Here is a 20,381-nt window from a genome sequence, read left to right on the forward strand (position 1 = left end):
TTTTTATGACAGATTAAGAAACGGGCGCTGAAAGGGCAGGAACAGAGAAGGACAGAGGAATAAGACATAAAAAAACCCTGTCCGACGTTATCCGCGTTCAGGGTTTTTCAGATAAAACGGATTACTTCTTCGCAGCGCGCTCGAAGGACGCAACGATTTCAGCTTTAGCCGCTTCAGCGTTGTCCCAACCGTCTACTTTCACCCATTTGCCTTTTTCGAGGTCTTTGTAGTGCTCGAAGAAGTGAGTGATCTGTGCTTTCAGCAGTTCTGGCAGGTCGTTCACATCTTTAATGTGATCGTACTCTTTGCTCAGTTTGGTGTGCGGTACAGCAACCAGTTTGGCATCTTCACCAGATTCGTCGGTCATTTTCAGCACGCCAACCGGGCGGCAGCGAATGACAGAGCCGGGTTCCAGCGGGTACGGCGTTGGGACCAGCACGTCTACCGGGTCACCGTCCAGAGACAGGGTGTGGTTGATGTAGCCGTAGTTGCACGGATAGAACATCGCAGTGGACATGAAACGGTCAACGAACAGCGCGCCGCTGTCTTTATCGACTTCGTATTTGATCGGATCTGCGTTAGCCGGGATTTCGATAATAACGTAGATATCTTCTGGCAGATCTTTGCCCGCCGGGACGTTGAGTAAGCTCATGTTTGTTTCCTTTAAAATGTGTGGCAAACAAGTGCCGGGTATTATAGCCAACTCATCGGGAATGTCTTTGCTTGTTTTACATTGCGACACACCTGACGCCCCCTTTTTTTTCAGAAAATGTAGCCGGATTGTCCATAAAGATAGCTGCATCCTGAATAAAAATGTGAAAGCGATTACACTGCATAAATTGGACGTGTCTTTGAATGAAAATTTGTGTGTTTTCAAAGCATGATGCAGAGGCGATCGACCTGGCTCTTTTCGCGCGCCAGATCTCAACTGGCAACTAACAATTTATTCACTTTTCTGATTTGTGATGTAACGCATTCTGTTACATCTCCAATTGTCTATAGTTTTCCCGCAGGCGAAGTTGTAGCCAACAATAACCCTACGAGGATACACCTATGTGGAAGCGCTTACTTCTTGTCACAGCAGTTTCAGCAGCCATGTCGTCTATGGCGATGGCCGCCCCGTTAACCGTGGGATTTTCGCAGGTCGGATCAGAATCCGGCTGGCGAGCCGCCGAAACCAACGTCGCTAAAAGCGAAGCTCAAAAACGCGGTATTACCCTGAAAATTGCTGACGGTCAGCAAAAACAGGAAAACCAGATCAAAGCGGTGCGTTCGTTCATTGCCCAGGGCGTGGACGCCATCTTTATTGCACCTGTTGTGGCAACAGGCTGGGAGCCGGTACTGAAAGAAGCGAAAGATGCAAAAATCCCGGTATTCCTGCTCGACCGCTCAATTGATGTGAAAGATAAATCCCTCTATATGACCACCGTGACCGCCAATAACGTGCTGGAAGGGCAACTCATTGGTGACTGGCTGGTGAAAACCGTCGCTGGTAAACCGTGTAACGTGGTTGAACTGCAGGGCACCGTAGGCGCGAGCGTGGCGATTGACCGTAAGAAAGGCTTTGCCGATGCCATTTCTAAAGCGTCCAACATCAAAATCATTCGTTCTCAATCCGGCGACTTCACCCGCAGTAAAGGGAAAGAGGTCATGGAAAGCTTTATTAAAGCGGAGAACAACGGCAAAAACATCTGCATGGTTTATGCCCATAACGATGACATGGTGATCGGTGCCATTCAGGCTATCAAAGAAGCGGGTCTGAAACCGGGCAAAGACATCCTGACGGGTTCTATTGACGGCGTGCCGGATATCTACAAAGCGATGATCGACGGTGAAGCCAATGCCAGCGTCGAACTGACGCCGAACATGGCCGGGCCGGCGTTTGATGCGCTGGAAAAATACAAAAAAGACGGCACCCTGCCTGAGAAGCTGACCATCACCAAATCCACGCTCTACCTGCCGGATACGGCGAAAGAAGAGTTAGAGAAAAAGAAAAACATGGGCTACTAAGCCGTTGTTACCCTCACCCCAGCCCCCTTCCCGAAAGGAGAGGAGGGCTGCCTGGTGAGGGTACGCCTGCTTATTGTCGCGATATGTCCTCTCCCCCTTTCGGGGAGAGGGACAGGGGGAGAGCATAATGACCACCGAACAACACCAGGAGATCCTCCGTACAGAGGGGCTTTGCCAGTACTTCCCGGGCGTTAAAGCGCTGGATAACGTCAATTTCAGTCTGCGTCGGGGCGAAATCATGGCGTTACTCGGTGAAAACGGTGCGGGAAAATCCACGCTGATTAAAGCCTTAACGGGCGTCTACCATGCAAACAGCGGCACCATCTGGCTGGAAGGCAATGAAATCCGGCCTAAAAACACCGCCCATGCGCAGCAACTGGGCATTGGTACGGTGTACCAGGAAGTCAACCTGCTGCCGAACATGTCGGTAGCGGATAACCTGTTTATTGGGCGCGAACCGCGTCGTTTCGGCTTTATATGCCGCAAAGAGATGGAAAGACGCGCCACCGAGTTAATGGCGTCTTACGGCTTTTCCCTCGATGTGCGCGAGCCGCTCAACCGTTATTCCGTCGCCATGCAGCAGATCGTGGCGATCTGCCGTGCCATCGACCTTTCTGCCAAAGTGCTGATCCTGGATGAACCCACCGCCAGCCTGGATACCCAGGAAGTAGAAATGCTCTTCACCCTGATGCGCCAGCTCCGCGCGCAAGGGGTTGCGCTGATTTTCGTGACCCACTTCCTGGACCAGGTTTACGAGGTGAGCGACCGCATCACGGTTCTGCGTAATGGCAGCTTTGTTGGCTGCCGCGACACGCGAGAACTGCCGCAAATTGAGCTGGTAAAAATGATGCTGGGACGTGAACTGGACAATAACGCCTTGCAACGTGCGGGACGTACCCTGTTGAGCGAAAAACCCGTCGCGGCATTTAAAGGCTTCGGTAAGAAAGGGCTGATAGCACCGTTCGATCTGGAGGTTCGTCCCGGTGAGATCGTAGGCCTGGCCGGGCTATTGGGTTCCGGGCGCACCGAAACCGCCGAGGTTATCTTCGGGATTAAGCCCGCCGACAGCGGCAATGCGATGATCAAGGGTAAGCCCCAGACGCTGCGCTCACCGCATCAGGCCTCCTGCCTCGGTATCGGTTTTTGCCCTGAAGACCGTAAAACGGACGGCATTATTGCCGCCGCCTCCGTGCGGGAAAATATCGTTCTCGCTTTGCAGGCGCAGCGCGGCTGGCTACGGCCAATTCCCCGGCGCGATCAAAACGCCATTGCGGAGCGTTTTATCCGCCAGTTAGGGATCCGTACGCCGAGTGCGGAACAGCCGATTGAGTTTCTCTCCGGCGGTAACCAACAGAAGGTGCTCCTTTCCCGCTGGTTGCTGACCAAACCGCAGTTCCTGATCCTCGATGAGCCAACGCGTGGCATCGACGTCGGAGCGCATGCGGAAATCATCCGCCTGATTGAAACGTTGTGCGCGGACGGCCTGGCGCTACTGGTTATCTCTTCGGAACTGGAAGAGCTGGTGGGCTACGCTGACCGGGTAATTATCATGCGCGATCGCAAGCAAATAGCGGAAATCCCGCTTGCTGAGCTGTCGGTCCCGGCGATCATGAATGCCATTGCGGCATAAGGAGTACAGTGTGATGCCTCAATCACTCCCGCAAACCGGGCAGCCGAAGCGCCGCTTTAAATGGCCCACAGGGACGCCACAAATACTGGCGCTGATTCTGGTGCTCGTGGTGGATAGCCTGGTGGCGCCCCATTTCTTCCAGATTGTGCTACAGGATGGCCGCCTGTTTGGTAGCCCGATTGATATTCTCAACCGTGCCGCGCCCGTGGCGTTACTGGCCATCGGCATGACGCTGGTGATCGCGACCGGAGGGATCGACCTCTCCGTCGGTGCGGTTATGGCCATCGCCGGGGCGACCGCCGCGTCAATGACCGTGGCCGGATACGGCTTGCCGATAGTGCTGCTTGCCGCGCTGGGGACGGGGATCCTCGCTGGTCTGTGGAACGGCGTTCTGGTGGCGATTTTAAAGATCCAGCCGTTCGTCGCCACGCTGATTTTGATGGTAGCCGGACGCGGAGTGGCGCAACTGATTACCTCCGGGCAAATCGTCACTTTCAACGCGCCCAATCTGGCCTGGATTGGTAGCGGTAAGCTCTTGCTGTTCCCGACACCGGTCATTATCGCACTGGCCACACTGGTTATCTTCTGGCTGTTTACCCGTAAAACGGCGCTCGGCATGTTTATTGAAGCGGTGGGGATTAATATCCGCGCGGCGAAAAATGCCGGGGTGAATACCCGCACCGTGGTGATGCTGGCCTATGTGCTAAGCGGCGTATGTGCGGCTATCGCCGGGGTGATTGTGGCGGCGGATATCCGCGGGGCTGATGCCAACAACGCCGGCCTTTGGCTGGAGCTGGATGCCATCCTCGCCGTGGTGATTGGTGGCGCATCGCTCATGGGCGGGCGCTTTAACCTTGTGCTGTCGGTGGTAGGGGCATTGATTATTCAGGGCATGAATACAGGAATTTTGCTCTCCGGCTTCCAGCCGGAGCTTAACCAGGTGGTGAAAGCGGTGGTGGTGCTGTGCGTACTGATTGTTCAGTCGCCGCGCTTTATCGCACTGATTAAAGGAGCGCGCGGTCATGATAAAACGTAATTTACCGCTGATGATCACTCTGGGCGTGTTTATCCTGGGTTATCTCTATTGTCTGACGCAGTTTCCCGGTTTTGCGTCCACACGCGTCATTTGTAATATCCTGACCGATAACGCCTTTTTGGGCATTATCGCTGTCGGTATGACCTTTGTGATTCTGTCCGGCGGGATAGACCTCTCCGTGGGCTCGGTGATTGCTTTCACCGGGGTATTTTTGGCGAAAGCCATTGGCTTCTGGGGGATATCGCCGCTGGTTGCCTTCCCGCTGGTGCTGGTGATGGGCTGTGCGTTTGGCGCGTTTATGGGGCTTTTGATCGACGCGCTGAAAATCCCTGCGTTCATCATTACCCTGGCCGGAATGTTCTTTTTACGCGGTGTCAGTTATCTGGTCTCCGAAGAGTCGATCCCGATTAACCACCCGGTCTATGACACTCTGTCCGGCCTGTCGTGGCTGATTCCCGGCGGCGGGCGTCTGAGCGCCATGGGGCTGCTGATGTTAGGGGTTGTGGTCATCGGGATTTTCCTTGCCCACCGTACCCGTTTTGGCAATGAAGTGTATGCCATTGGCGGCAGCGCAACATCGGCGAACCTGATGGGGATCTCAACGCGCAGCACCACCATTCGTATCTATATGCTCTCGACCGGGCTGGCGACGCTGGCAGGCATTGTCTTTTCAATCTATACCCAGGCGGGTTATGCGCTGGCCGGTGTTGGGGTTGAACTGGATGCGATTGCCTCGGTGGTCATTGGCGGTACGCTGCTAAGCGGTGGTGTGGGCACGGTATTGGGTACGCTGTTCGGTGTAGCGATTCAGGGGCTGATCCAAACCTACATCAATTTTGACGGAACATTGAGTTCCTGGTGGACCAAAATCGCGATCGGCATTTTATTGTTTATTTTTATCGCGTTACAACGTGGTCTTACGGTGCTATGGGAGAATCGCCAGAGCTCGCCTGTTACACGCGTTAGCACAGCGGCAACAAGGCAGTAACACATTGAAATAATTAAAAAGAAGTAAAGTTTTTCCGGTGGCGGTCGATAACCTGCCAATGAGGCTTATTTTACGCCTGAAAGAATCTCTGCTACCGGAAAAACTATCATGCTCAGAACGCTCTCGCTTCGTACTGGTTTGCTTTCCCTCCTCGCTATTATGACTTTCCTGCTGCTGGTGGTGAGCGGCATGGGAATTTATGCCCTCAGCAAAAGCTCCTCCTCCCTGGAACGAATTAGCGTTCTGCAAGGTGAGAAGATGGCGCGCCTCAATGAAGGCTATACGCAAATTCTGCGTGCGCGTAATGAGTCGGGCCAGGCTGTACGCATGATGGAAGTTGGTCTGCTCGCCGATGCAGGCAGTGCAGTCAAAATCATTAACAGCGAAATTGAGCAGGGGCGTAAGTCGCTGGACAGCGTCATTAAAGCGGGCGTGGATGACGAGCAGGGCGCAGCGCTGCTGGCTCAGCTTGCGAAAAGCTACAGCGTGTACCTGGACCAGGGCATTAAGCCGATGCAGGCAGCGTTAAACCAACAAAGCGCGGATGCCTATTATGATCTGCTGGAGAACAAATTAGTTCCGGTTTCCCGGCAGTTTGATAACGATATTCAAGCGTTTCTTAGCTGGGGCGAAAACCGTGGTAAAGCTGAGGTAAGCGCGGTCCAGACCAGCAAAAATTTTGTGATGATGCTGATTGTCGTCGTTGCACTGGCTGCGGCGGGCATTATCGTGCTGGCCTGGCTGGCAATGCGCCATATGCTGCTTAAACCGCTGGATGCTTCAATTGTCCAACTGGAGCATGTTGCCGCCGGAGACCTGGCATCCGTTAGCGTCAGTACCGCCAGTAAAGAGTTCAACCGCCTGAATGCAGCGATTGAGAATATGCGTCATTCGCTCATTAACTCCGTTACCCGCGTGCGTGATGCCAGCTCACAAATCGATACGGGCAGCCGTGAATTGTCGCTGGGTAACGTCGACCTGGCGCAACGTACCGAATCAACGGCAACGTCGCTGGAGCAGACCGCCGCCAGCATGGAGCAGATCACCGCCACGGTGAAACAGAATGCGGATAACGCCGACCAGGCGCATCAACTGGCGAAATCGGTATCTGATACTGCCGATCGCGGCAGTGAAATGGTCTGCTATGTGATTGAGAAGATGCGCGATATTTCAGACAGTTCCAGCCGTATCGCCGATATTCTCAGCATGATTGACAGTATCGCTTTCCAGACCAACATTCTGGCGCTGAATGCCGCCGTTGAAGCAGCCCGTGCAGGCGAGCAAGGGCGCGGCTTTGCCGTGGTGGCAGGCGAAGTGCGTAACCTGGCAAGCCGCAGCGGTGATGCGGCCAAAGAGATCCGCCAGCTCATCAGTAGCTCTCAGGCCCATGTGTCCGAAGGCAGCGACCTGGCGATGCAGGCAGGTGAAACGATGGATGAGATCGCGTCCGAAGTTATGCGTATGACCAAATTGATGCGTGAAATTGCCAGTGCGTCGCAGGAACAGAGTCGTGGCATTGAGCAGGTAAATATCGCAGTCAGCCAGATGGACGAAACGGCACAGCAAAATGCCTCGCTGGTGCAGCAATCTTCCGCCGCGACCCGCTCGCTGGAAGAGCAGTCCCGCGAACTGCTGGAGGCGATGGCCTCTTTCCGTTTGCAGCCAACTGCATAATAATTAGCCCCGCGCAGGTTCGCGCGGGATTTTTTATACAGGGTAAGGATAGATGGACACACAGGAAGAGATCAGAAAACACATTTGTATTCAGTGTGATAACGAAGCGCTTAAGGGCAGCGATTACTGCGAAGCGTGTGAGACCAAAGAATTTAAGAAAATTGGTGGCTGGTTGTATCTCCCCGCGCTGGGGCTGCTCGTGGCGTTAGTGTTGAGTATTTTTGCCATTAACAATACCGCGCGCGCCCTGCTTGAATTCAGCAGTAGCTTTACCACCAGTGGGCTTGCGGTCATTTACTTTGAGCTTTTTGGGTTTATCGGGCAATTCCTGCTCGTTATTTATGTGGGCAGTCTCTTTCTGCGCAAAAAGCGCCAGTTACCAGTTACTTACATCATTTTTCTTCTTTACGGCGTGGTGTTTGTGGGCGTGGATTTGTGGCTGGCGAACGCGCTGATGAACCTTCCATTTGGCTATGACGATGCACGCACCCTCATTCGCGCGATCGTGGCTTGCTGTATCTGGATACCCTATTTCCGCATGTCTGAACGTGTAAAACGGACTTTTGTGCATTAATCAAAAAAACCGGATGCGGCATCAATGCCTTATCCGGTTATAGCCCGGGTACGCGAAGCGCACCCGGGACCAGATGCCGAACTTACGCGTCCGGGAACTCACGCATAAGACGTTCTACATCATCCACCATGTGCTCATTGCCAACGAAGAACGGGCGGCGCTGGTGCAGACTTTGCGGCACGATATCCAGAATACGGTTTTTACCGTCACTCGCTTTACCGCCAGCTTGTTCCGCCAGGAACGCCATCGGGTTGCACTCATACAGCAGACGCAGTTTCCCTTCCGGGTGGCTCGCGGTGCTCGGGTACAGGTAGATCCCACCTTTGAGCAGGTTACGATGGAAGTCCGCCACCAGTGAGCCGATATAGCGCGTGGTGTACGGGCGCTGAGTGGACTTATCTTCTTCCTGACAGAACTTGAGATACTTCTTCACGCCCAGCGGGAATTTGATGTAGTTGCCTTCGTTGATGGAGTACGTGGTTCCTTTTTCCGGGAAACGCATACGCTCCTGGCACAGGCAGAACACACCCAGGGACGGGTCATAGGTGAAGGCATGTACGCCACAGCCGGTGGTGTAGACCAGCATGGTGGACGAGCCGTAAACCACATAACCCGCGGCAACCTGCTTATTGCCAGGCTGCAGGAAATCTTCTTCGGTGACAGGTGTGCCTACCGGCGTAACACGGCGGTAGATAGAGAAGATGGTACCGACAGAAACGTTAACATCGATGTTGCTGGAGCCGTCCAGTGGATCCATGAGCACAACATATTTCGCGTGTTCACAGCCTTCGAAAACAACGATTTCGTCCTCTTCCTCAGAGGCAATACCCGCGACAATATCGCGCGCACGCAGCGCGGCTTTCAGTTTTTCATTGGCAAACAGGTCGAGTTTTTGTTGCACCTCACCCTGGACGTTCTCGGCGCCACTGGCACCCAGGATATCAACCAGACCCGCTTTGTTGATATCTCGATGGATGATTTTGGCACCCAGTTTTATTGCCGAGAGCAGTGCAGTCAGCTCACCGGTAGCATGGGAAAATTCATGCTGCTTTTCGACAATAAATTCACCTAACGTTTTCATACCCTGTCCCTACATTTTATATGGAGTAATGTGACTGCAACAATATTAACAAAGATTCAAATGTTAGCGCACAGGTGAATCGCGCCAGCACAATACGGATTATCCTTAAATGCATTTCCGTCGTGTGAGACAAGAGGGTAAAATGTGCGCCGTAGATAAGAAGGATAGAGACGAATGCGCATTCATATTTTGGGGATTTGTGGCACCTTCATGGGTGGGCTGGCGCTGCTGGCGCGCTCACTGGGTCATGAGGTAACGGGTTCGGACGCCAATGTGTATCCGCCGATGAGCACCCTGCTCGAGAAGCAAGGCATTGAACTTATTCAGGGTTACGACGCCAGTCAGCTTGATAACGCGCCGGACCTGGTCATCATTGGCAACGCCATGACGCGCGGGAACCCGTGTGTTGAGGCGGTGTTGGAAAAAAACATTCCGTATGTTTCAGGCCCGCAATGGCTGCATGACTTTGTGTTGCGTGACCGTTGGGTGTTGGCAGTGGCGGGCACACACGGCAAAACGACCACGGCAGGCATGGCGACCTGGATTCTGGAAGCCTGCGGTTATAAACCCGGTTTTGTCATTGGCGGCGTGCCGGGCAACTTCGAGGTGTCTGCTCGCTTAGGGGAAAGCCCGTTTTTTGTCATCGAAGCCGATGAATATGACTGCGCGTTTTTCGATAAGCGTTCGAAATTTGTCCATTACTGCCCGCGTACGCTGATCCTCAATAACCTTGAGTTCGATCATGCGGACATTTTCGACGATCTGAAAGCGATCCAGAAACAGTTCCACCACCTGGTGCGTATCGTACCGGGGCAGGGCAAGATCATCTGGCCTGAAAGCGACATCAACCTGAAACAGACAATGGCGATGGGTTGCTGGAGCGAGCAGGAGCTGGTGGGCGAACAGGGACACTGGCAGGCAAAAAAACTGACCACCGATGCCTCTGAATGGGAAGTGCTGCTGGACGGTGAATCTGTTGGTCAGGTGAAGTGGGGTCTGGTCGGCGAACACAATATGCATAACGGTCTGATGGCGATTGCCGCTGCCCGTCATGTGGGGGTTGCGCCAGCCGATGCTGCCGATGCGTTGGGCTCGTTCGTGAACGCCCGTCGCCGCCTTGAACTGCGCGGTGAAGCCTATGGCGTCAAAGTGTATGACGATTTCGCGCATCACCCGACGGCGATTCTGGCGACGCTGGCTGCCCTGCGCAGCAAAGTGGGGGGAACGGCGCGCATTATTGCGGTGCTGGAACCGCGCTCAAATACCATGAAAATGGGCATCTGCAAGGACGATCTGGCGCCTTCTCTGGGGCGTGCCGATGAAGTCTTCCTGTTGCAGCCTCAGCATATTCCGTGGCAAGTGGCGGAAGTGGCTGACGCGTGCGTGGTCCCTGCGCACTGGAGTGGCGATGTCGACGCGCTGGCAGAGATGATCCTCAAAACTGCGCTGCCTGGCGATCACATTCTGGTGATGAGTAATGGCGGATTCGGCGGCATCCATCAAAAACTGCTGGACGGGCTGGCGAAAAAAGCCGAAGCGGTCGCAGAGTAATTGAGCGATCTTTCTTTCGACCAGAAAGCGGGATTGCGCAGACGTTAAGCGTGAGATGTTCAGGAAACCGCGCCATCTGATGGGAATGGCGCGGTTTTTTTATGCTTACTCTTTGGCGATTGGCGTGTCGATGATCTGCGGTGCTTTAGCTCCCTGAATATCAGCGACGCGTTTTTCCACATCCTTCACCTGGCTTGCGTTGTGCAGCAGGGTGTAGGTCAGGTCGAAACGGGTGCTCTGGCCCGGTTCAAGTTTCTTCACACGTTTCTGTTCGCGTTCAATGGTCACCGGATAGGCGTAGCTGGTACCCGGTTCAATCCCCGTCACATAGCCCTGTTTCAGGGTGTCGGTATTTTTCCACAGCGTCAGCACCGGCAACTGCTGGGTGTTAAAGCTGATGGCCGCCCCTTTATCCCCGGCTTTGTTAATTACCGCCGCCACGGTCTCTTTACGCGCGTCAGCCAGTGGTTTGAAGTTAAATACCATTTCATCGAAGCCTTTGGTCGGGCCGCTATAGGTTTGCCAGTTTTTCAGCCCGGCTTTGGCGTAATCGTTGAACGGGCTGACGCTCTCAACAGGGGCGATAAAGCGCGCGCCCTCTTCCAGAATCGGCGTGCCGAAGTTGCTGTGGTAGATGATTTGGTAATCGTGCGCGTAATCAGCATGGTTGGTCAGCACATCATGCAGGGTAAAGCTGTTGCTGCCCGGAATATAGCTCAGCTCCATTTCGGTTTGCAGATCGGCTTTTTTGAAGGTGCTCTCTTTTACCAGCCCACGAATGCGAATTTCATACGGCGCTTTCTCGCTGACATCCACGGAAACCTGTGAGGCCGGGGTGTTGCCCACTTTGCCGTGCAGGGTATAAATCTGCCCGTCAGCGGTGACCGGATGGCCGGTCCATTCATAGCCGCAGCGCACCAGCATTTCGTTGAATCCTTCCAGCCATCCCAGACCATTGCGGCTTTCCAGATTCATATACGCCGGGTTAACCACCTCTTTTACCGGTGAATCCCAGCCCATCCGCACACCAAAACCTTCTACACGAAGCAAATTCATGCCGCGAGTCGGGCTCAGAGTGATAGTCAGGCCATTCTGGCTGCTGATGGTGATGATTTTACTGCCTTCCTGCTTGCCGCCGTGCAGGACTTTTTGCTCAATGCTGAAAGTCTGATCTTTAATTTTCAGCTGCTGGCTGGTGACCTGCCAGTTTCCTTGTTCTACGCCGCTTTCAGCGCTTGTCAGCAACCATGTTTTTGCACAGACGTTGCCAGAAATAAGCAGAGCGAGGGTTGATAACACCAGGGCTTTCTTCATTTTTATTCCTTTTTTGCTGAATCGATTATTTTCATGACCCCTGAAATCTAATAATTGCTGACGCTAAAAAATGTGATCCGTTTCATCTGGCGTAATTAAGCGCAATTGAGTGATCAAAAATCTGCTATTGATCGCTTTTAACTATGTAATCATGAAGGTTCATGCATAAAATCTGTGAACCAGGATGATTTCAGCTTTAACGATTCAGCTTAATTGGCCTTGGGATATCAATAAGATAGATAAAACATAGGTAAGAGAATTTTTAAATCCCTGGAAGGCCAGGCAAGCGAGGTGAGGGGAAGATGACAGGACATTTATCGCGCCACCAGGTACTGATACGAGTGGCGCAAAGGGTGGGTATTAAATGGCTTTTAGCTGATTAATGATAAATGGGTTCGCCTGCAGGAGCAGGAGGAGTTTTCTCGGCGCCCCTGTGGGTTGACGGCGCTTTGTCTCCCAACTTTTGACAAGGTCATAGCTGACGCCCACCGCCACGGCAAAATCCTGTTGCTTTAACCCGGTTGCCTCACGGATCGCTTTTACATCAATCTCGCTAAACGTATGCACATGTTCCGGCAGTGGAATATGTTCGCCTTTTTCAATGCGCACCATCTCTTCTGCACTGGCCAGCAGATCGGCAAATAATTCGTCTTTCATCTGTCTCTCATCGCTGCTCGTAGACGGACTTTGCCGCCTGGTGGAAGTTACAGAGCTTTAGCGTTATACCAGCATGTCGGATAATTGCTTAAGCGCTTTTTTTTGAGCTTCCGTCAAATTATCCATTTCATTCTTAGGGTAGAGCAAAGCCAGATAAATACGCCCCTTGCTCGTCAGCGTGTAATAAATCACCCTGATACCACCGCGCCTGCCCATACCGGGCCGACGCCAGCGAATCTTTTTAAATCCACCGGTATCCGCGATGGTGTCACCAGCTTCTGGATCTTCAATTAGCATTTCTTGAAACGCCCGGTATTCGTCATCAGGTAAAAGCGCCTGGCGTCGCTTACTGAAACCCAGCAGTTCAATAAAAGTGAACATATCAATCCCTGATCCTTAGCCACTCCTGAGTTCACTATAAGTGTACCGGGTACATGATGCAAATTGAAAACGTACCAGGTACATATTTAGTTATTTACGGCAATAAAGTAGAGAACCAGAAAAGGCCGGGGAAACGAATTGGCAGGGAAAAGAGGAAAAGCGATGTGCGGGGCGAGCCGCACATCCGGGGGAGATTACTCTGCGGCTTCGGACAGCTCGCGCAGGTACTGGAAAATCAAACGCGCGGATTTCGGCGGTTTGTTTCCTTCTTTCTCTTTCTTCGCGTTGCGGATAAGCGTACGTAATTGCTGACGGTCCGCGTCCGGCCACAGGCCTAACACTTCCGCAATGGCGTCATCACCTTCCTCAATCAGGCGGTCGCGAAGCTGTTCCAGCTTGTGGAAAAACGCCACCTGTTGGTTATGGCGGTTTTTCAGCTTGTCCAGCGCCTGGCGAATTGGCTCAACGTCACGTTGACGCAGCAATTTACCAATCAGCTGTAACTGGCGGCGGCGGCCTTCCATCTTGATGCGCTGCGCCAGTTCAATGGCGTCGCGCAGATCCTGGTCGAGCGGGATTTTCTCCAGCGCATTTTTACCCAGGTCTACCAGTTCTGCGCCCAGGCGTTTTAATTCCTCGGCGTCGCGTTTAATTTCACTCTTACTGACCCAGATGATCTCATCATCTTCGTCCTCGATGTCGTCACCGGGAACGTCGTCGAGCCAGTCGTCGGGCTGCTTTGTCATCTCAGGTTCCTCAAAAAAGAGGCTAATGTTACCAGTTAAGGGGCGCACTGAAAAACGGTTCTCTGTTAGACTTCAAAGATTCTCTCCTCTAATTATGGCATTGGCGATGAAAGTAATCACACAAGTTGCACAACAACGCAAAGCACTGGAAGAAGCGGTTTCTACCGCGCTGGAGTTGGCCTCCGGAAAAGCGGATGGTGCGGAAGTGTCTGTCAGCAAGACCACCGGGATCAGCGTCAGCACGCGCTACGGTGAAGTGGAGAACGTAGAATTCAACAGCGACGGTGCGTTAGGCATTACGGTTTATCATCAAAATCGCAAAGGCAGCGCGTCGTCCACCGATTTAAGCCCGGATGCGATTGCCCGCACCGTGCAGGCCGCGCTGGATATCGCCCGCTACACGTCGCCGGATCCCTTTGCCGGGGTGGCGGATAAAGAGCTACTGGCCTTCGAAGCACCGGATCTGGATCTCTTCCATCCGGCGGAGGTGACGCCAGACGAAGCCATTGATCTGGCTTCACGCGCAGAGCAGGCGGCGCTGAAAGCCGACAAGCGCATTAACAATACCGAAGGCGGTAGTTTTAACAGCCACTACGGCGTCAAAGTCTTCGGCAACAGCCACGGTATGCTGCAGGGCTATGCCTCCACGCGTCATTCACTCTCAAGCTGCGTTATCGCCGAAGAGAATGGGGATATGGAGCGCGATTACGCTTACACCATCAGCCGTGATATTCGCGATTTGCAAAGCCCTGAATGGGTGGGGGAAGAGTGTGCGCGCCGTACGCTCTCTCGCCTTGCTCCGCGTAAACTCTCCACCATGAAAGCGCCGGTCATTTTTGGTCATGAAGTGGCGACCGGCCTGTTCGGGCATCTGGTCGGGGCAATTGCGGGTGGCTCGGTGTACCGCAAATCCACCTTCCTGCTTGACTCGCTGGGTAAGCAAATTCTGCCGGAATGGCTGACCATTGAAGAACATCCGCATTTGCTGAAAGGGCTGGCCTCTACGCCGTTCGACAGTGAAGGGGTGCGCACAGAGCGTCGCGACATCATCAAAGATGGCGTATTAACGCAGTGGCTGCTGACTAATTACTCCGCACGCAAACTGGGGCTGAAAAGCACCGGGCACGCGGGCGGGATCCACAACTGGCGGATCGCCGGGCGCGGCCTGAGCTTTGAGCAATTGCTTAAGCAGATGGGTACCGGTCTGGTGGTTACTGAACTGATGGGGCAGGGCGTTAGCGGTATTACTGGCGACTACTCCCGCGGTGCGGCGGGGTTCTGGGTGGAAAACGGTGAAATTCAGTACCCGGTAAGTGAGATCACCATTGCAGGAAATCTGAAAGATATGTGGCGTAATATCGTTACGATTGCTGACGATATCGAAACACGTAGTAATATTCAGTGTGGTTCAGTGTTGTTACCGGAGATGAAAATCGCCGGTCAGTAATGCCCGCCATATTTCAGGTTACAGGCGCGTTGGCTGTACGTGCGCACCCCGCCGTTTACCCATGTAAACGGCTCGAATTCACACGTTTTCCGGCTGCCTGAATCTCGAATTATTGAGGGTATGGCTTTTTTTAATAATAAAAAAGGAAGTGAGCAATGCGGAAAAAACTGCTGGCGATGTTAGCTGTCTCCACCCTTGTCCTGAGTTCGGCAAATGTATTCGCCGCCGATCTTGAAGACGACATGGGCATCCTGAATGACAATCTTAAAGTGGTTGAGAAGGCAGATGACGCCGCCACCATTAAAGATGCGTTAACCAAAATGCGCACGGCTGCCGAAGATGCGCAAAAAGCGACACCGCCGAAGCTGGAAGGTAAAGCACCGGACAGCCCTGAAATGAAAGACTACCACCAGGGGATGCAAACGCTGATTGGTCAGATCGACGGCGCGCTGAAACTGGCGAACGAAGGCAAAGTCAAAGAAGCAAAAGCGGCGGCTGAAGATTTCAAAGCCACCCGCAACAGCAACCACAAGAAGTTCCGCTAACTATCCCGAAGCGGGGCAAATGCCCCGCTTCTCTCCCCGCTACGGGACAAGTACGATTTTCCCGCTAAATTCCCGGTTCTCCAGCAAACGATGCGCTTTTGCCCCTTCCCTCAGTGAAAACGTGGTGATATCGGGCAGCGAGACATGACCCTCGTTGATAAGCCCGAACAGGCGATCCGCCCGCCGTTGACGTTGCTCCCGCGAGGTCAAGTAAGTCCACAGATCGGCCCCCAGCACCCCGGAGGATTTCAGTAAAAAATCAGCAGGATCCACGGCCGGAATTTTTCCTCCTGACATACCAAACAGCACCACGCGGCCGCCTTCTTTCACGGCTTCGAGGCTTTGCAACAGGGTGCTGCCGACGGAGTCAAAAACGATATCGCAGCCTGCGGCCTGTTTCTGCCAGGTGTCATAACCCACCGCAATTTCCGCCCCGTGGGCAAGGCAGATGGCCTGCTTCTCCTGGCTTGATGCTACGGCAAGCACCTGAATGCCCCGGTGGACGAGCATCCGCGTCAATAGCCGCCCAACACCACCGGCAGCGGCCAGTACGGCAACGCGCATCCCCGGCAACACCGGCAGTACATCGTGGATCAGGTAATCAGCGGTTAACCCTTGCAACAGCACGGCGGCGGCCTGCGCCTCGCTAAGCCAGTCGGGAAGGTGAATTGCATGGGTTTGCGGCACGATAACGTGGCTGGCATGTGCCAGCGGCACATCGGTAAAGCCAATACGATCCCCCGGCTGCCAGCCGCTGACCCCCGCACCGACCTGCACCACGCGCCCGGCCCCTTCATAACCCGCTGTCCAGGGGGCATCTCCGGCAAGAGGATAGCGTCCCTGTCGCCGATAGACATCGGCAAAGTTAAGCCCTGCCGCGGAAATTTCAACGACAATATCGCCCGGCCCTGGCTGCGGCGTGGCGCTCTCTCGCAAGTACAACACGTCGGCAGAGCCAAACTCATCGAAAACCAGTGATTGCATAATAAAATGACCTAATAGAGGGTAATGTGACGATTATTCCTCCCTGTCATGGGCGGATAAAGTGGACTCTGTTATGTTGATTTGATAGCCGGAGTTTAGAATTGGAGTGGTGAATGGATTACTTAAAATGCGTTGAGTCCTTTGTCCGCACGGTAACCTGCGGCAGCTTCACCGCGGCGGCGGAAGAGCTGGGCATCACCCCGGCGATGGTGGGTAAACATGTGCGCGAACTGGAAGCCAGAACGGGATGCCAGTTGATTCACCGGACGACCCGGCGACAAGGGCTGACGGATGCCGGCCAGCGTTTTTACCAGTATGGCCTGCAGATCCTTGCCACCATTCGTGAGGCGGACGGGCTGGCAAACCATCTGTATGACAATGTCGCGGGCATGCTGCGTATCAGCGCGCCTGTGACCTTTGGCCAGCGCGTTCTCACCCCCATCCTGTCGCGATTTTTGCAGCAATATCCTGGGGTCGATGCTGAAATGGTGCTGACCGACCGGAAAGTGGATCTGATTGAAGAGCGCTTCCAGTTGGCGATACGCATTGGCAATATCAACGATGACGGGATCGTCGCCATTCCGCTTCCGCCGTATCGTATGATCCTCGCCGCCTCCCCCGAATACCTGCAACGCCACGGCACGCCGCTCACGCCACAAGATCTGAGGCAGCATCATTGCATCAGTTTCAGCCAGTGGCGCTCGGATCATAGCTGGCAACTGGAAGGCCCGTCCGGGAAGCTGGAGATTGCGATTACACCGCGTCTGATGGTCGATTCTGGCGAGGCGATACGCCAGGCGGCGCTCGCCGGGCTGGGGATAGTGCAGCACTCTGTTCTGACGTTACAACAGGATATCGACGACGGCCGGCTCTGCCCGGTACTACCAGACTACCTGCCACCTCCGCGGCCCATGCATTTGCTGCGCTTACCGATCAGGCCGCTGCTGCCGATTGTCTCCTCGTTTACCGACTACTTTTTGCAGGCGCTAAAAACGGCCCTTTAACCCTTTTTCATAAGGAACCCTTATCTCGTCACACTTTTCCCTTTATGTTGGCCGTTTTTTTATTCTCCCATAGCCCCGTTTTTCCGCATTTTTCCATCAAAGCTGTGAGCGCTGCACAGTGAAAAGCCCCGGAGGGGCGCATTAATGTGGCGCAGATCACTAAAGTCTCCCGGCTTTCCACTTCAAAGTGGAAAACTCCTCGCTACAAACTCTTAACCTGCAACGTTAGTTTTATTCCAGGCCATTAACGGGGTAAGACGAGTGAAAAACGGAGCGGTAATGAACGACGCTGGAGACGGGGCGGAACAAACGGCAAGCCTGGCCGGGCATATGCTCACGCAGGTATACACCTTGCTGAGCCAGCACAACATCACGCCTAACGCGGTGCAGCAGCAGATGTTGACCTCGCATGTCCGCGCGATGGCGCACCGGTCGGTGACTGGCGAGCCGCTACCGGAGGTGGATGCCAGCCTGTTTGACGAAATCTCGCCTGAATCAATGCAACTTGCCCGCGACGTCGTGGCGCAATTTGGCAACCTCCCGGAAGAAGAAGCCTGGCTACTGTCGGTGCACTTCGAAGTGGCAAAAGACAACCTGTAAGGAGCGAACAATGGAACAGATTACCGTAGTGATTGGCGACCGTCTGGGGAAAGGCCAGAAAGTGGCGGCAGGTGTTGAGAAAGCCGGTGGGCGCGCCGTGGTGGTGCCGGGTGTGGCGGCGGATATGAAGCTGGGCGATGTGATGAAAGCGGAAAACGCGACGTTCGGCATCTCGTTTTGCGGCAGCGGCGGCGCGGGGGCTATCACCGCGCAAAACAAACACGGCTATAAAGCCAAATACGGCATGCGTTCGGTTGAAGAGGGCGTTACCGCCATCAACGAAGGCTGCAATGTACTGGGTTTCGGCTTTATGGATAAAGAAGAGTTAGGCGAGCGCCTGGTGCAGGCGTGGCAGAAAAAATACGGCGCGTAACCATGAAAGAACAGTTCACCACCACGGTCAGGGTTAAAGGGAAAGGCGAGGCGAAAGCGCGCGCGTTTTCCGATGCGCTGAACCATGTTCAGGCCGCGGTGATGAAAGCGTCGCCGCACATTTTACTGCGTATAGAGCCACAGGACGTGCAGGTTGTTCATGCGCATGAAACGACGCGGAAAGAGGCTTTTTTGTTCTTCTTTCTGCGCCGCGAAAGACGGACATACAGCGTGGAGCTGGATGTCACCGTCAACGTGACCGCCATCAATCTCGACAAAGTGGATTTCGTCACGCAACGCTGATTTTGACTAAAAGGGCAGACTGATGTTCCTGATAATTTTAATAAAATCGCTCATCATCGGCGGCCTTGTGGGCGTCGGGGTAGGCGCTGGGGCTGCACGCATGTTTCATGCGCCAACCACGCAAGGGATGGGCGCATTTCGTACACTCGGCGAGCTGAATTCCTGTGAAGGGGATCCGGCTTCTCACTTCTCCTTTGGGTTAGGTTTCTTCTTCAATGCCTGGGCCTCGTCCGTAGCGGCGGGTTCCTTCACTCAGGACGTTGATCATCGCATCATTCCGAACTGGGGCGCGGCGGCGTTGATGGTGAAAAACCGCAACGTCGGCGAAACCCTCCACGATCCGAAAAAGATGGCCATCGCCTGCGGCCTGATCGGCATGATCGTCGTGACCTTCCTTAACCTGACGGCCTCCTCCGTTCCGGCGGCACTACAGGTGACGGCGGTGAAAGTTCTGGTGCCTGCGGCGAACCTGCTGGTCAACACCGTCATGCCGGTAATCTTCTGGCTGGCGGCGATCGATGCGGGGAAAAAATCCGGCTTCTGGGCCACCGTTTTTGGCGGTGCCGCGCAGCTCATCATGGGTAACGCCGTGCCGGGCCTGGTGCTGGGTATTCTGATTGGTAAAGGTGTGGAAGAGAGCGGCTGGCATCGCGTCACCAAAGTGATGATGAGCGCCATTGTGGCCCTGTTTGTCCTGAGCGCCTTCTTCCGTGGCTTCGATCTGAAAATGATCCAGTCCTTCCACCTGAGCGCGCCGAACTGGCTGGAGCTCATCCATAACTCGCTCAGCGGCAAGTAAGGAACGATGATGGAACAGAATAAAGGTTTTTGGTACGCCGACTGGTCATTCCCGATTTTTGTCGGTCTGCTCTCTTCCGGCGTCTTCGCCGGGACCCATATGTACTACCTCTATGGAATCGGTGCCTTTAACGAAGTGGCGTTTGTGGCGATGCTGAAATCGGGAATTGATACCGGCGCGTACGGCGCGGTGGCGGCCTTTGGCGCGAGCTTCCTGTTCGCCCGCATTATCGAAGGTTCACTGGTGGGGATTCTGGACATCGGCGGGGCGATTCAAACCGGCGTTGGCCTCGGCGTTCCCGCGCTACTGCTGGGCGCGGGGATTATGTTCCCGGTGACCAACTTTATCGCTTCGCTGGCGACCGGCCTGGTGATTGGCCTGGCGATTGGTTACATCATCATCCTGGCGCGTAAGTTCACCATCAACCAGAGCGACTCCACCTACGGGGCGGACGTCATGATGGGGGCGGGCAATGCTTCCGGCCGTTTCCTTGGCCCGTTAATAATCCTCAGCGCGATGACCGCGTCGATTCCTATCGGCATCGGCTCTCTGATTGGCGCGCTGCTGTTCTACCTCTGGCAAAAACCGATTACCGGGGGCGCCATTCTCGGGGCGATGCTGCTGGGCTCCATTTTCCCGATTGCACTTTGATCTGACCGGGCGCGTAAGCGCCCGCTATCACTGG

22 protein-coding genes are annotated in these 20,381 nt (G+C 54.2%); 15 read left to right on the plus strand and 7 right to left on the minus strand.

The window, feature by feature from the left end:
• Positions 1 to 121 precede the first annotated feature (121 nt).
• On the minus strand, positions 122 to 652 hold the full coding sequence (gene ppa, locus IP582_RS02435) for an inorganic diphosphatase (protein WP_039077764.1): 531 nt from the start codon (positions 650 to 652) through the stop codon (positions 122 to 124).
• A 401-nt stretch (positions 653 to 1,053) separates the two neighbouring features.
• Between ppa and ytfQ the strand changes: the two genes are divergently transcribed.
• The 6 genes from ytfQ (at position 1,054) to IP582_RS02465 (ending at position 7,912) form a co-directional block, all read left to right on the plus strand.
• Positions 1,054 to 2,010 carry a galactofuranose ABC transporter substrate-binding protein YtfQ gene (ytfQ, locus tag IP582_RS02440; protein WP_039077763.1) on the plus strand — a complete coding sequence of 319 codons (957 nt, stop codon included), beginning with the start codon at positions 1,054 to 1,056 and terminating at the stop codon, positions 2,008 to 2,010.
• Positions 2,011 to 2,137: 127 nt separating this feature from the next.
• Positions 2,138 to 3,640 carry a galactofuranose ABC transporter, ATP-binding protein YtfR gene (gene ytfR / locus IP582_RS02445; RefSeq protein ID WP_039077762.1) on the plus strand — a complete coding sequence of 501 codons (1,503 nt, stop codon included), beginning with the start codon at positions 2,138 to 2,140 and terminating at the stop codon, positions 3,638 to 3,640.
• Between the two features lie 10 nt (positions 3,641 to 3,650).
• Complete coding sequence (gene ytfT, locus IP582_RS02450; protein ID WP_103245020.1) at positions 3,651 to 4,676, plus strand: galactofuranose ABC transporter, ATP-binding protein YtfT; 1,026 nt, start codon at positions 3,651 to 3,653, stop codon at positions 4,674 to 4,676.
• The gene (gene yjfF / locus IP582_RS02455; protein WP_039077760.1) at positions 4,663 to 5,664 is read left to right on the plus strand and encodes a galactofuranose ABC transporter, permease protein YjfF; all 1,002 of its coding nucleotides are present in this window, start codon (positions 4,663 to 4,665) and stop codon (positions 5,662 to 5,664) included. Before ytfT ends, yjfF begins: the two co-directional genes overlap by 14 nt.
• A 108-nt stretch (positions 5,665 to 5,772) precedes the next feature.
• The gene (locus tag IP582_RS02460) at positions 5,773 to 7,338 is read left to right on the plus strand and encodes a methyl-accepting chemotaxis protein (RefSeq protein WP_107223523.1); all 1,566 of its coding nucleotides are present in this window, start codon (positions 5,773 to 5,775) and stop codon (positions 7,336 to 7,338) included.
• A 52-nt stretch (positions 7,339 to 7,390) separates the two neighbouring features.
• The gene (locus IP582_RS02465) at positions 7,391 to 7,912 is read left to right on the plus strand and encodes a DUF2569 domain-containing protein (RefSeq protein ID WP_193794977.1); all 522 of its coding nucleotides are present in this window, start codon (positions 7,391 to 7,393) and stop codon (positions 7,910 to 7,912) included.
• Positions 7,913 to 7,994: 82 nt separating this feature from the next.
• Here IP582_RS02465 and fbp read toward each other — a convergent pair whose 3' ends face one another.
• On the minus strand, positions 7,995 to 8,993 hold the full coding sequence (gene fbp / locus IP582_RS02470; RefSeq protein ID WP_039077757.1) for a class 1 fructose-bisphosphatase: 999 nt from the start codon (positions 8,991 to 8,993) through the stop codon (positions 7,995 to 7,997).
• A 174-nt stretch (positions 8,994 to 9,167) separates the two neighbouring features.
• On the opposite strand from fbp, the gene mpl reads away from it, so the two are divergent.
• Positions 9,168 to 10,544: a UDP-N-acetylmuramate:L-alanyl-gamma-D-glutamyl-meso-diaminopimelate ligase gene (gene mpl, locus IP582_RS02475; protein ID WP_039077756.1), complete on the plus strand. Its 1,377-nt coding sequence runs from the start codon at positions 9,168 to 9,170 to the stop codon at positions 10,542 to 10,544.
• 105 nt (positions 10,545 to 10,649) lie between these two features.
• On the opposite strand, the gene IP582_RS02480 is transcribed toward mpl, so the two are convergent.
• From IP582_RS02480 to yjgA, 4 genes are all read right to left on the minus strand, one after another.
• Positions 10,650 to 11,858 (minus strand): aldose 1-epimerase family protein, encoded by a 1,209-nt coding sequence (locus IP582_RS02480; RefSeq protein WP_071193499.1) that lies wholly within the window; start codon positions 11,856 to 11,858, stop codon positions 10,650 to 10,652.
• Between the two features lie 360 nt (positions 11,859 to 12,218).
• Positions 12,219 to 12,515: a NadS family protein gene (nadS, locus tag IP582_RS02485; RefSeq protein ID WP_039077754.1), complete on the minus strand. Its 297-nt coding sequence runs from the start codon at positions 12,513 to 12,515 to the stop codon at positions 12,219 to 12,221.
• A 63-nt stretch (positions 12,516 to 12,578) separates the two neighbouring features.
• Positions 12,579 to 12,896, minus strand: coding sequence for a type II toxin-antitoxin system RelE/ParE family toxin (locus IP582_RS02490; protein ID WP_039077753.1), 318 nt, complete (start codon positions 12,894 to 12,896; stop codon positions 12,579 to 12,581).
• Between the two features lie 194 nt (positions 12,897 to 13,090).
• Positions 13,091 to 13,642 carry a ribosome biogenesis factor YjgA gene (yjgA, locus tag IP582_RS02495; protein WP_108702156.1) on the minus strand — a complete coding sequence of 184 codons (552 nt, stop codon included), beginning with the start codon at positions 13,640 to 13,642 and terminating at the stop codon, positions 13,091 to 13,093.
• A gap of 94 nt (positions 13,643 to 13,736) precedes the next feature.
• Between yjgA and pmbA the strand changes: the two genes are divergently transcribed.
• Both pmbA and cybC read left to right on the plus strand, forming a co-directional pair.
• Positions 13,737 to 15,089 (plus strand): metalloprotease PmbA, encoded by a 1,353-nt coding sequence (pmbA, locus tag IP582_RS02500; protein WP_039077751.1) that lies wholly within the window; start codon positions 13,737 to 13,739, stop codon positions 15,087 to 15,089.
• 155 nt (positions 15,090 to 15,244) lie between these two features.
• Entirely contained in the window at positions 15,245 to 15,634 is a 390-nt protein-coding gene (gene cybC, locus IP582_RS02505) for a cytochrome b562 (protein ID WP_193794978.1), read from the plus strand.
• A 39-nt stretch (positions 15,635 to 15,673) separates the two neighbouring features.
• Here the strand turns inward: cybC and IP582_RS02510 are convergent, their stop codons facing one another.
• On the minus strand, positions 15,674 to 16,618 hold the full coding sequence (locus IP582_RS02510) for a quinone oxidoreductase (RefSeq protein ID WP_193794979.1): 945 nt from the start codon (positions 16,616 to 16,618) through the stop codon (positions 15,674 to 15,676).
• A 113-nt stretch (positions 16,619 to 16,731) separates the two neighbouring features.
• Here IP582_RS02510 and IP582_RS02515 point away from each other — a divergent pair, with 113 nt between their 5' ends.
• The 6 genes from IP582_RS02515 (at position 16,732) to IP582_RS02540 (ending at position 20,347) form a co-directional block, all read left to right on the plus strand.
• Complete coding sequence (locus IP582_RS02515; RefSeq protein ID WP_193794980.1) at positions 16,732 to 17,622, plus strand: LysR family transcriptional regulator; 891 nt, start codon at positions 16,732 to 16,734, stop codon at positions 17,620 to 17,622.
• Positions 17,623 to 17,883: 261 nt separating this feature from the next.
• Positions 17,884 to 18,222, plus strand: coding sequence for a PRD domain-containing protein (locus tag IP582_RS02520; RefSeq protein WP_075203554.1), 339 nt, complete (start codon positions 17,884 to 17,886; stop codon positions 18,220 to 18,222).
• A 10-nt stretch (positions 18,223 to 18,232) separates the two neighbouring features.
• The gene (locus IP582_RS02525) at positions 18,233 to 18,595 is read left to right on the plus strand and encodes an SFCGS family glycine-rich protein (RefSeq protein WP_020456288.1); all 363 of its coding nucleotides are present in this window, start codon (positions 18,233 to 18,235) and stop codon (positions 18,593 to 18,595) included.
• 2 nt (positions 18,596 to 18,597) lie between these two features.
• On the plus strand, positions 18,598 to 18,897 hold the full coding sequence (locus IP582_RS02530) for a DUF4312 family protein (RefSeq protein ID WP_039077746.1): 300 nt from the start codon (positions 18,598 to 18,600) through the stop codon (positions 18,895 to 18,897).
• A gap of 22 nt (positions 18,898 to 18,919) precedes the next feature.
• Positions 18,920 to 19,696, plus strand: coding sequence for a DUF4311 domain-containing protein (locus tag IP582_RS02535; protein WP_039077745.1), 777 nt, complete (start codon positions 18,920 to 18,922; stop codon positions 19,694 to 19,696).
• 9 nt (positions 19,697 to 19,705) lie between these two features.
• Positions 19,706 to 20,347 (plus strand): DUF4310 family protein, encoded by a 642-nt coding sequence (locus IP582_RS02540; protein WP_039077744.1) that lies wholly within the window; start codon positions 19,706 to 19,708, stop codon positions 20,345 to 20,347.
• Positions 20,348 to 20,381 lie beyond the last annotated feature (34 nt).

Origin of the sequence: Citrobacter sp. BDA59-3, from assembly GCF_015167655.1 — a bacterium.
GTDB classification, from domain to species: Bacteria; Pseudomonadota; Gammaproteobacteria; order Enterobacterales; family Enterobacteriaceae; genus Phytobacter; species Phytobacter diazotrophicus.

What these genes read in the sequence shown, in the direction of transcription:
- ppa (WP_039077764.1), bottom strand. Translation starts at nt 652, where the DNA reads ATGAGCTTACTCAACGTCCCGGCGGGCAAAGATCTGCCAGAAGATATC.
- ytfQ (WP_039077763.1), top strand. Translation starts at nt 1,054, where the DNA reads ATGTGGAAGCGCTTACTTCTTGTCACAGCAGTTTCAGCAGCCATGTCG.
- ytfR (WP_039077762.1), top strand. Translation starts at nt 2,138, where the DNA reads ATGACCACCGAACAACACCAGGAGATCCTCCGTACAGAGGGGCTTTGC.
- yjfF (WP_039077760.1), top strand. Translation starts at nt 4,663, where the DNA reads ATGATAAAACGTAATTTACCGCTGATGATCACTCTGGGCGTGTTTATC.
- IP582_RS02460 (WP_107223523.1), top strand. Translation starts at nt 5,773, where the DNA reads ATGCTCAGAACGCTCTCGCTTCGTACTGGTTTGCTTTCCCTCCTCGCT.
- IP582_RS02465 (WP_193794977.1), top strand. Translation starts at nt 7,391, where the DNA reads ATGGACACACAGGAAGAGATCAGAAAACACATTTGTATTCAGTGTGAT.
- fbp (WP_039077757.1), bottom strand. Translation starts at nt 8,993, where the DNA reads ATGAAAACGTTAGGTGAATTTATTGTCGAAAAGCAGCATGAATTTTCC.
- mpl (WP_039077756.1), top strand. Translation starts at nt 9,168, where the DNA reads ATGCGCATTCATATTTTGGGGATTTGTGGCACCTTCATGGGTGGGCTG.
- IP582_RS02480 (WP_071193499.1), bottom strand. Translation starts at nt 11,858, where the DNA reads ATGAAGAAAGCCCTGGTGTTATCAACCCTCGCTCTGCTTATTTCTGGC.
- nadS (WP_039077754.1), bottom strand. Translation starts at nt 12,515, where the DNA reads ATGAAAGACGAATTATTTGCCGATCTGCTGGCCAGTGCAGAAGAGATG.
- IP582_RS02490 (WP_039077753.1), bottom strand. Translation starts at nt 12,896, where the DNA reads ATGTTCACTTTTATTGAACTGCTGGGTTTCAGTAAGCGACGCCAGGCG.
- yjgA (WP_108702156.1), bottom strand. Translation starts at nt 13,642, where the DNA reads ATGACAAAGCAGCCCGACGACTGGCTCGACGACGTTCCCGGTGACGAC.
- pmbA (WP_039077751.1), top strand. Translation starts at nt 13,737, where the DNA reads ATGGCATTGGCGATGAAAGTAATCACACAAGTTGCACAACAACGCAAA.
- cybC (WP_193794978.1), top strand. Translation starts at nt 15,245, where the DNA reads ATGCGGAAAAAACTGCTGGCGATGTTAGCTGTCTCCACCCTTGTCCTG.
- IP582_RS02510 (WP_193794979.1), bottom strand. Translation starts at nt 16,618, where the DNA reads ATGCAATCACTGGTTTTCGATGAGTTTGGCTCTGCCGACGTGTTGTAC.
- IP582_RS02515 (WP_193794980.1), top strand. Translation starts at nt 16,732, where the DNA reads ATGGATTACTTAAAATGCGTTGAGTCCTTTGTCCGCACGGTAACCTGC.
- IP582_RS02525 (WP_020456288.1), top strand. Translation starts at nt 18,233, where the DNA reads ATGGAACAGATTACCGTAGTGATTGGCGACCGTCTGGGGAAAGGCCAG.
- IP582_RS02530 (WP_039077746.1), top strand. Translation starts at nt 18,598, where the DNA reads ATGAAAGAACAGTTCACCACCACGGTCAGGGTTAAAGGGAAAGGCGAG.
- IP582_RS02535 (WP_039077745.1), top strand. Translation starts at nt 18,920, where the DNA reads ATGTTCCTGATAATTTTAATAAAATCGCTCATCATCGGCGGCCTTGTG.
- IP582_RS02540 (WP_039077744.1), top strand. Translation starts at nt 19,706, where the DNA reads ATGGAACAGAATAAAGGTTTTTGGTACGCCGACTGGTCATTCCCGATT.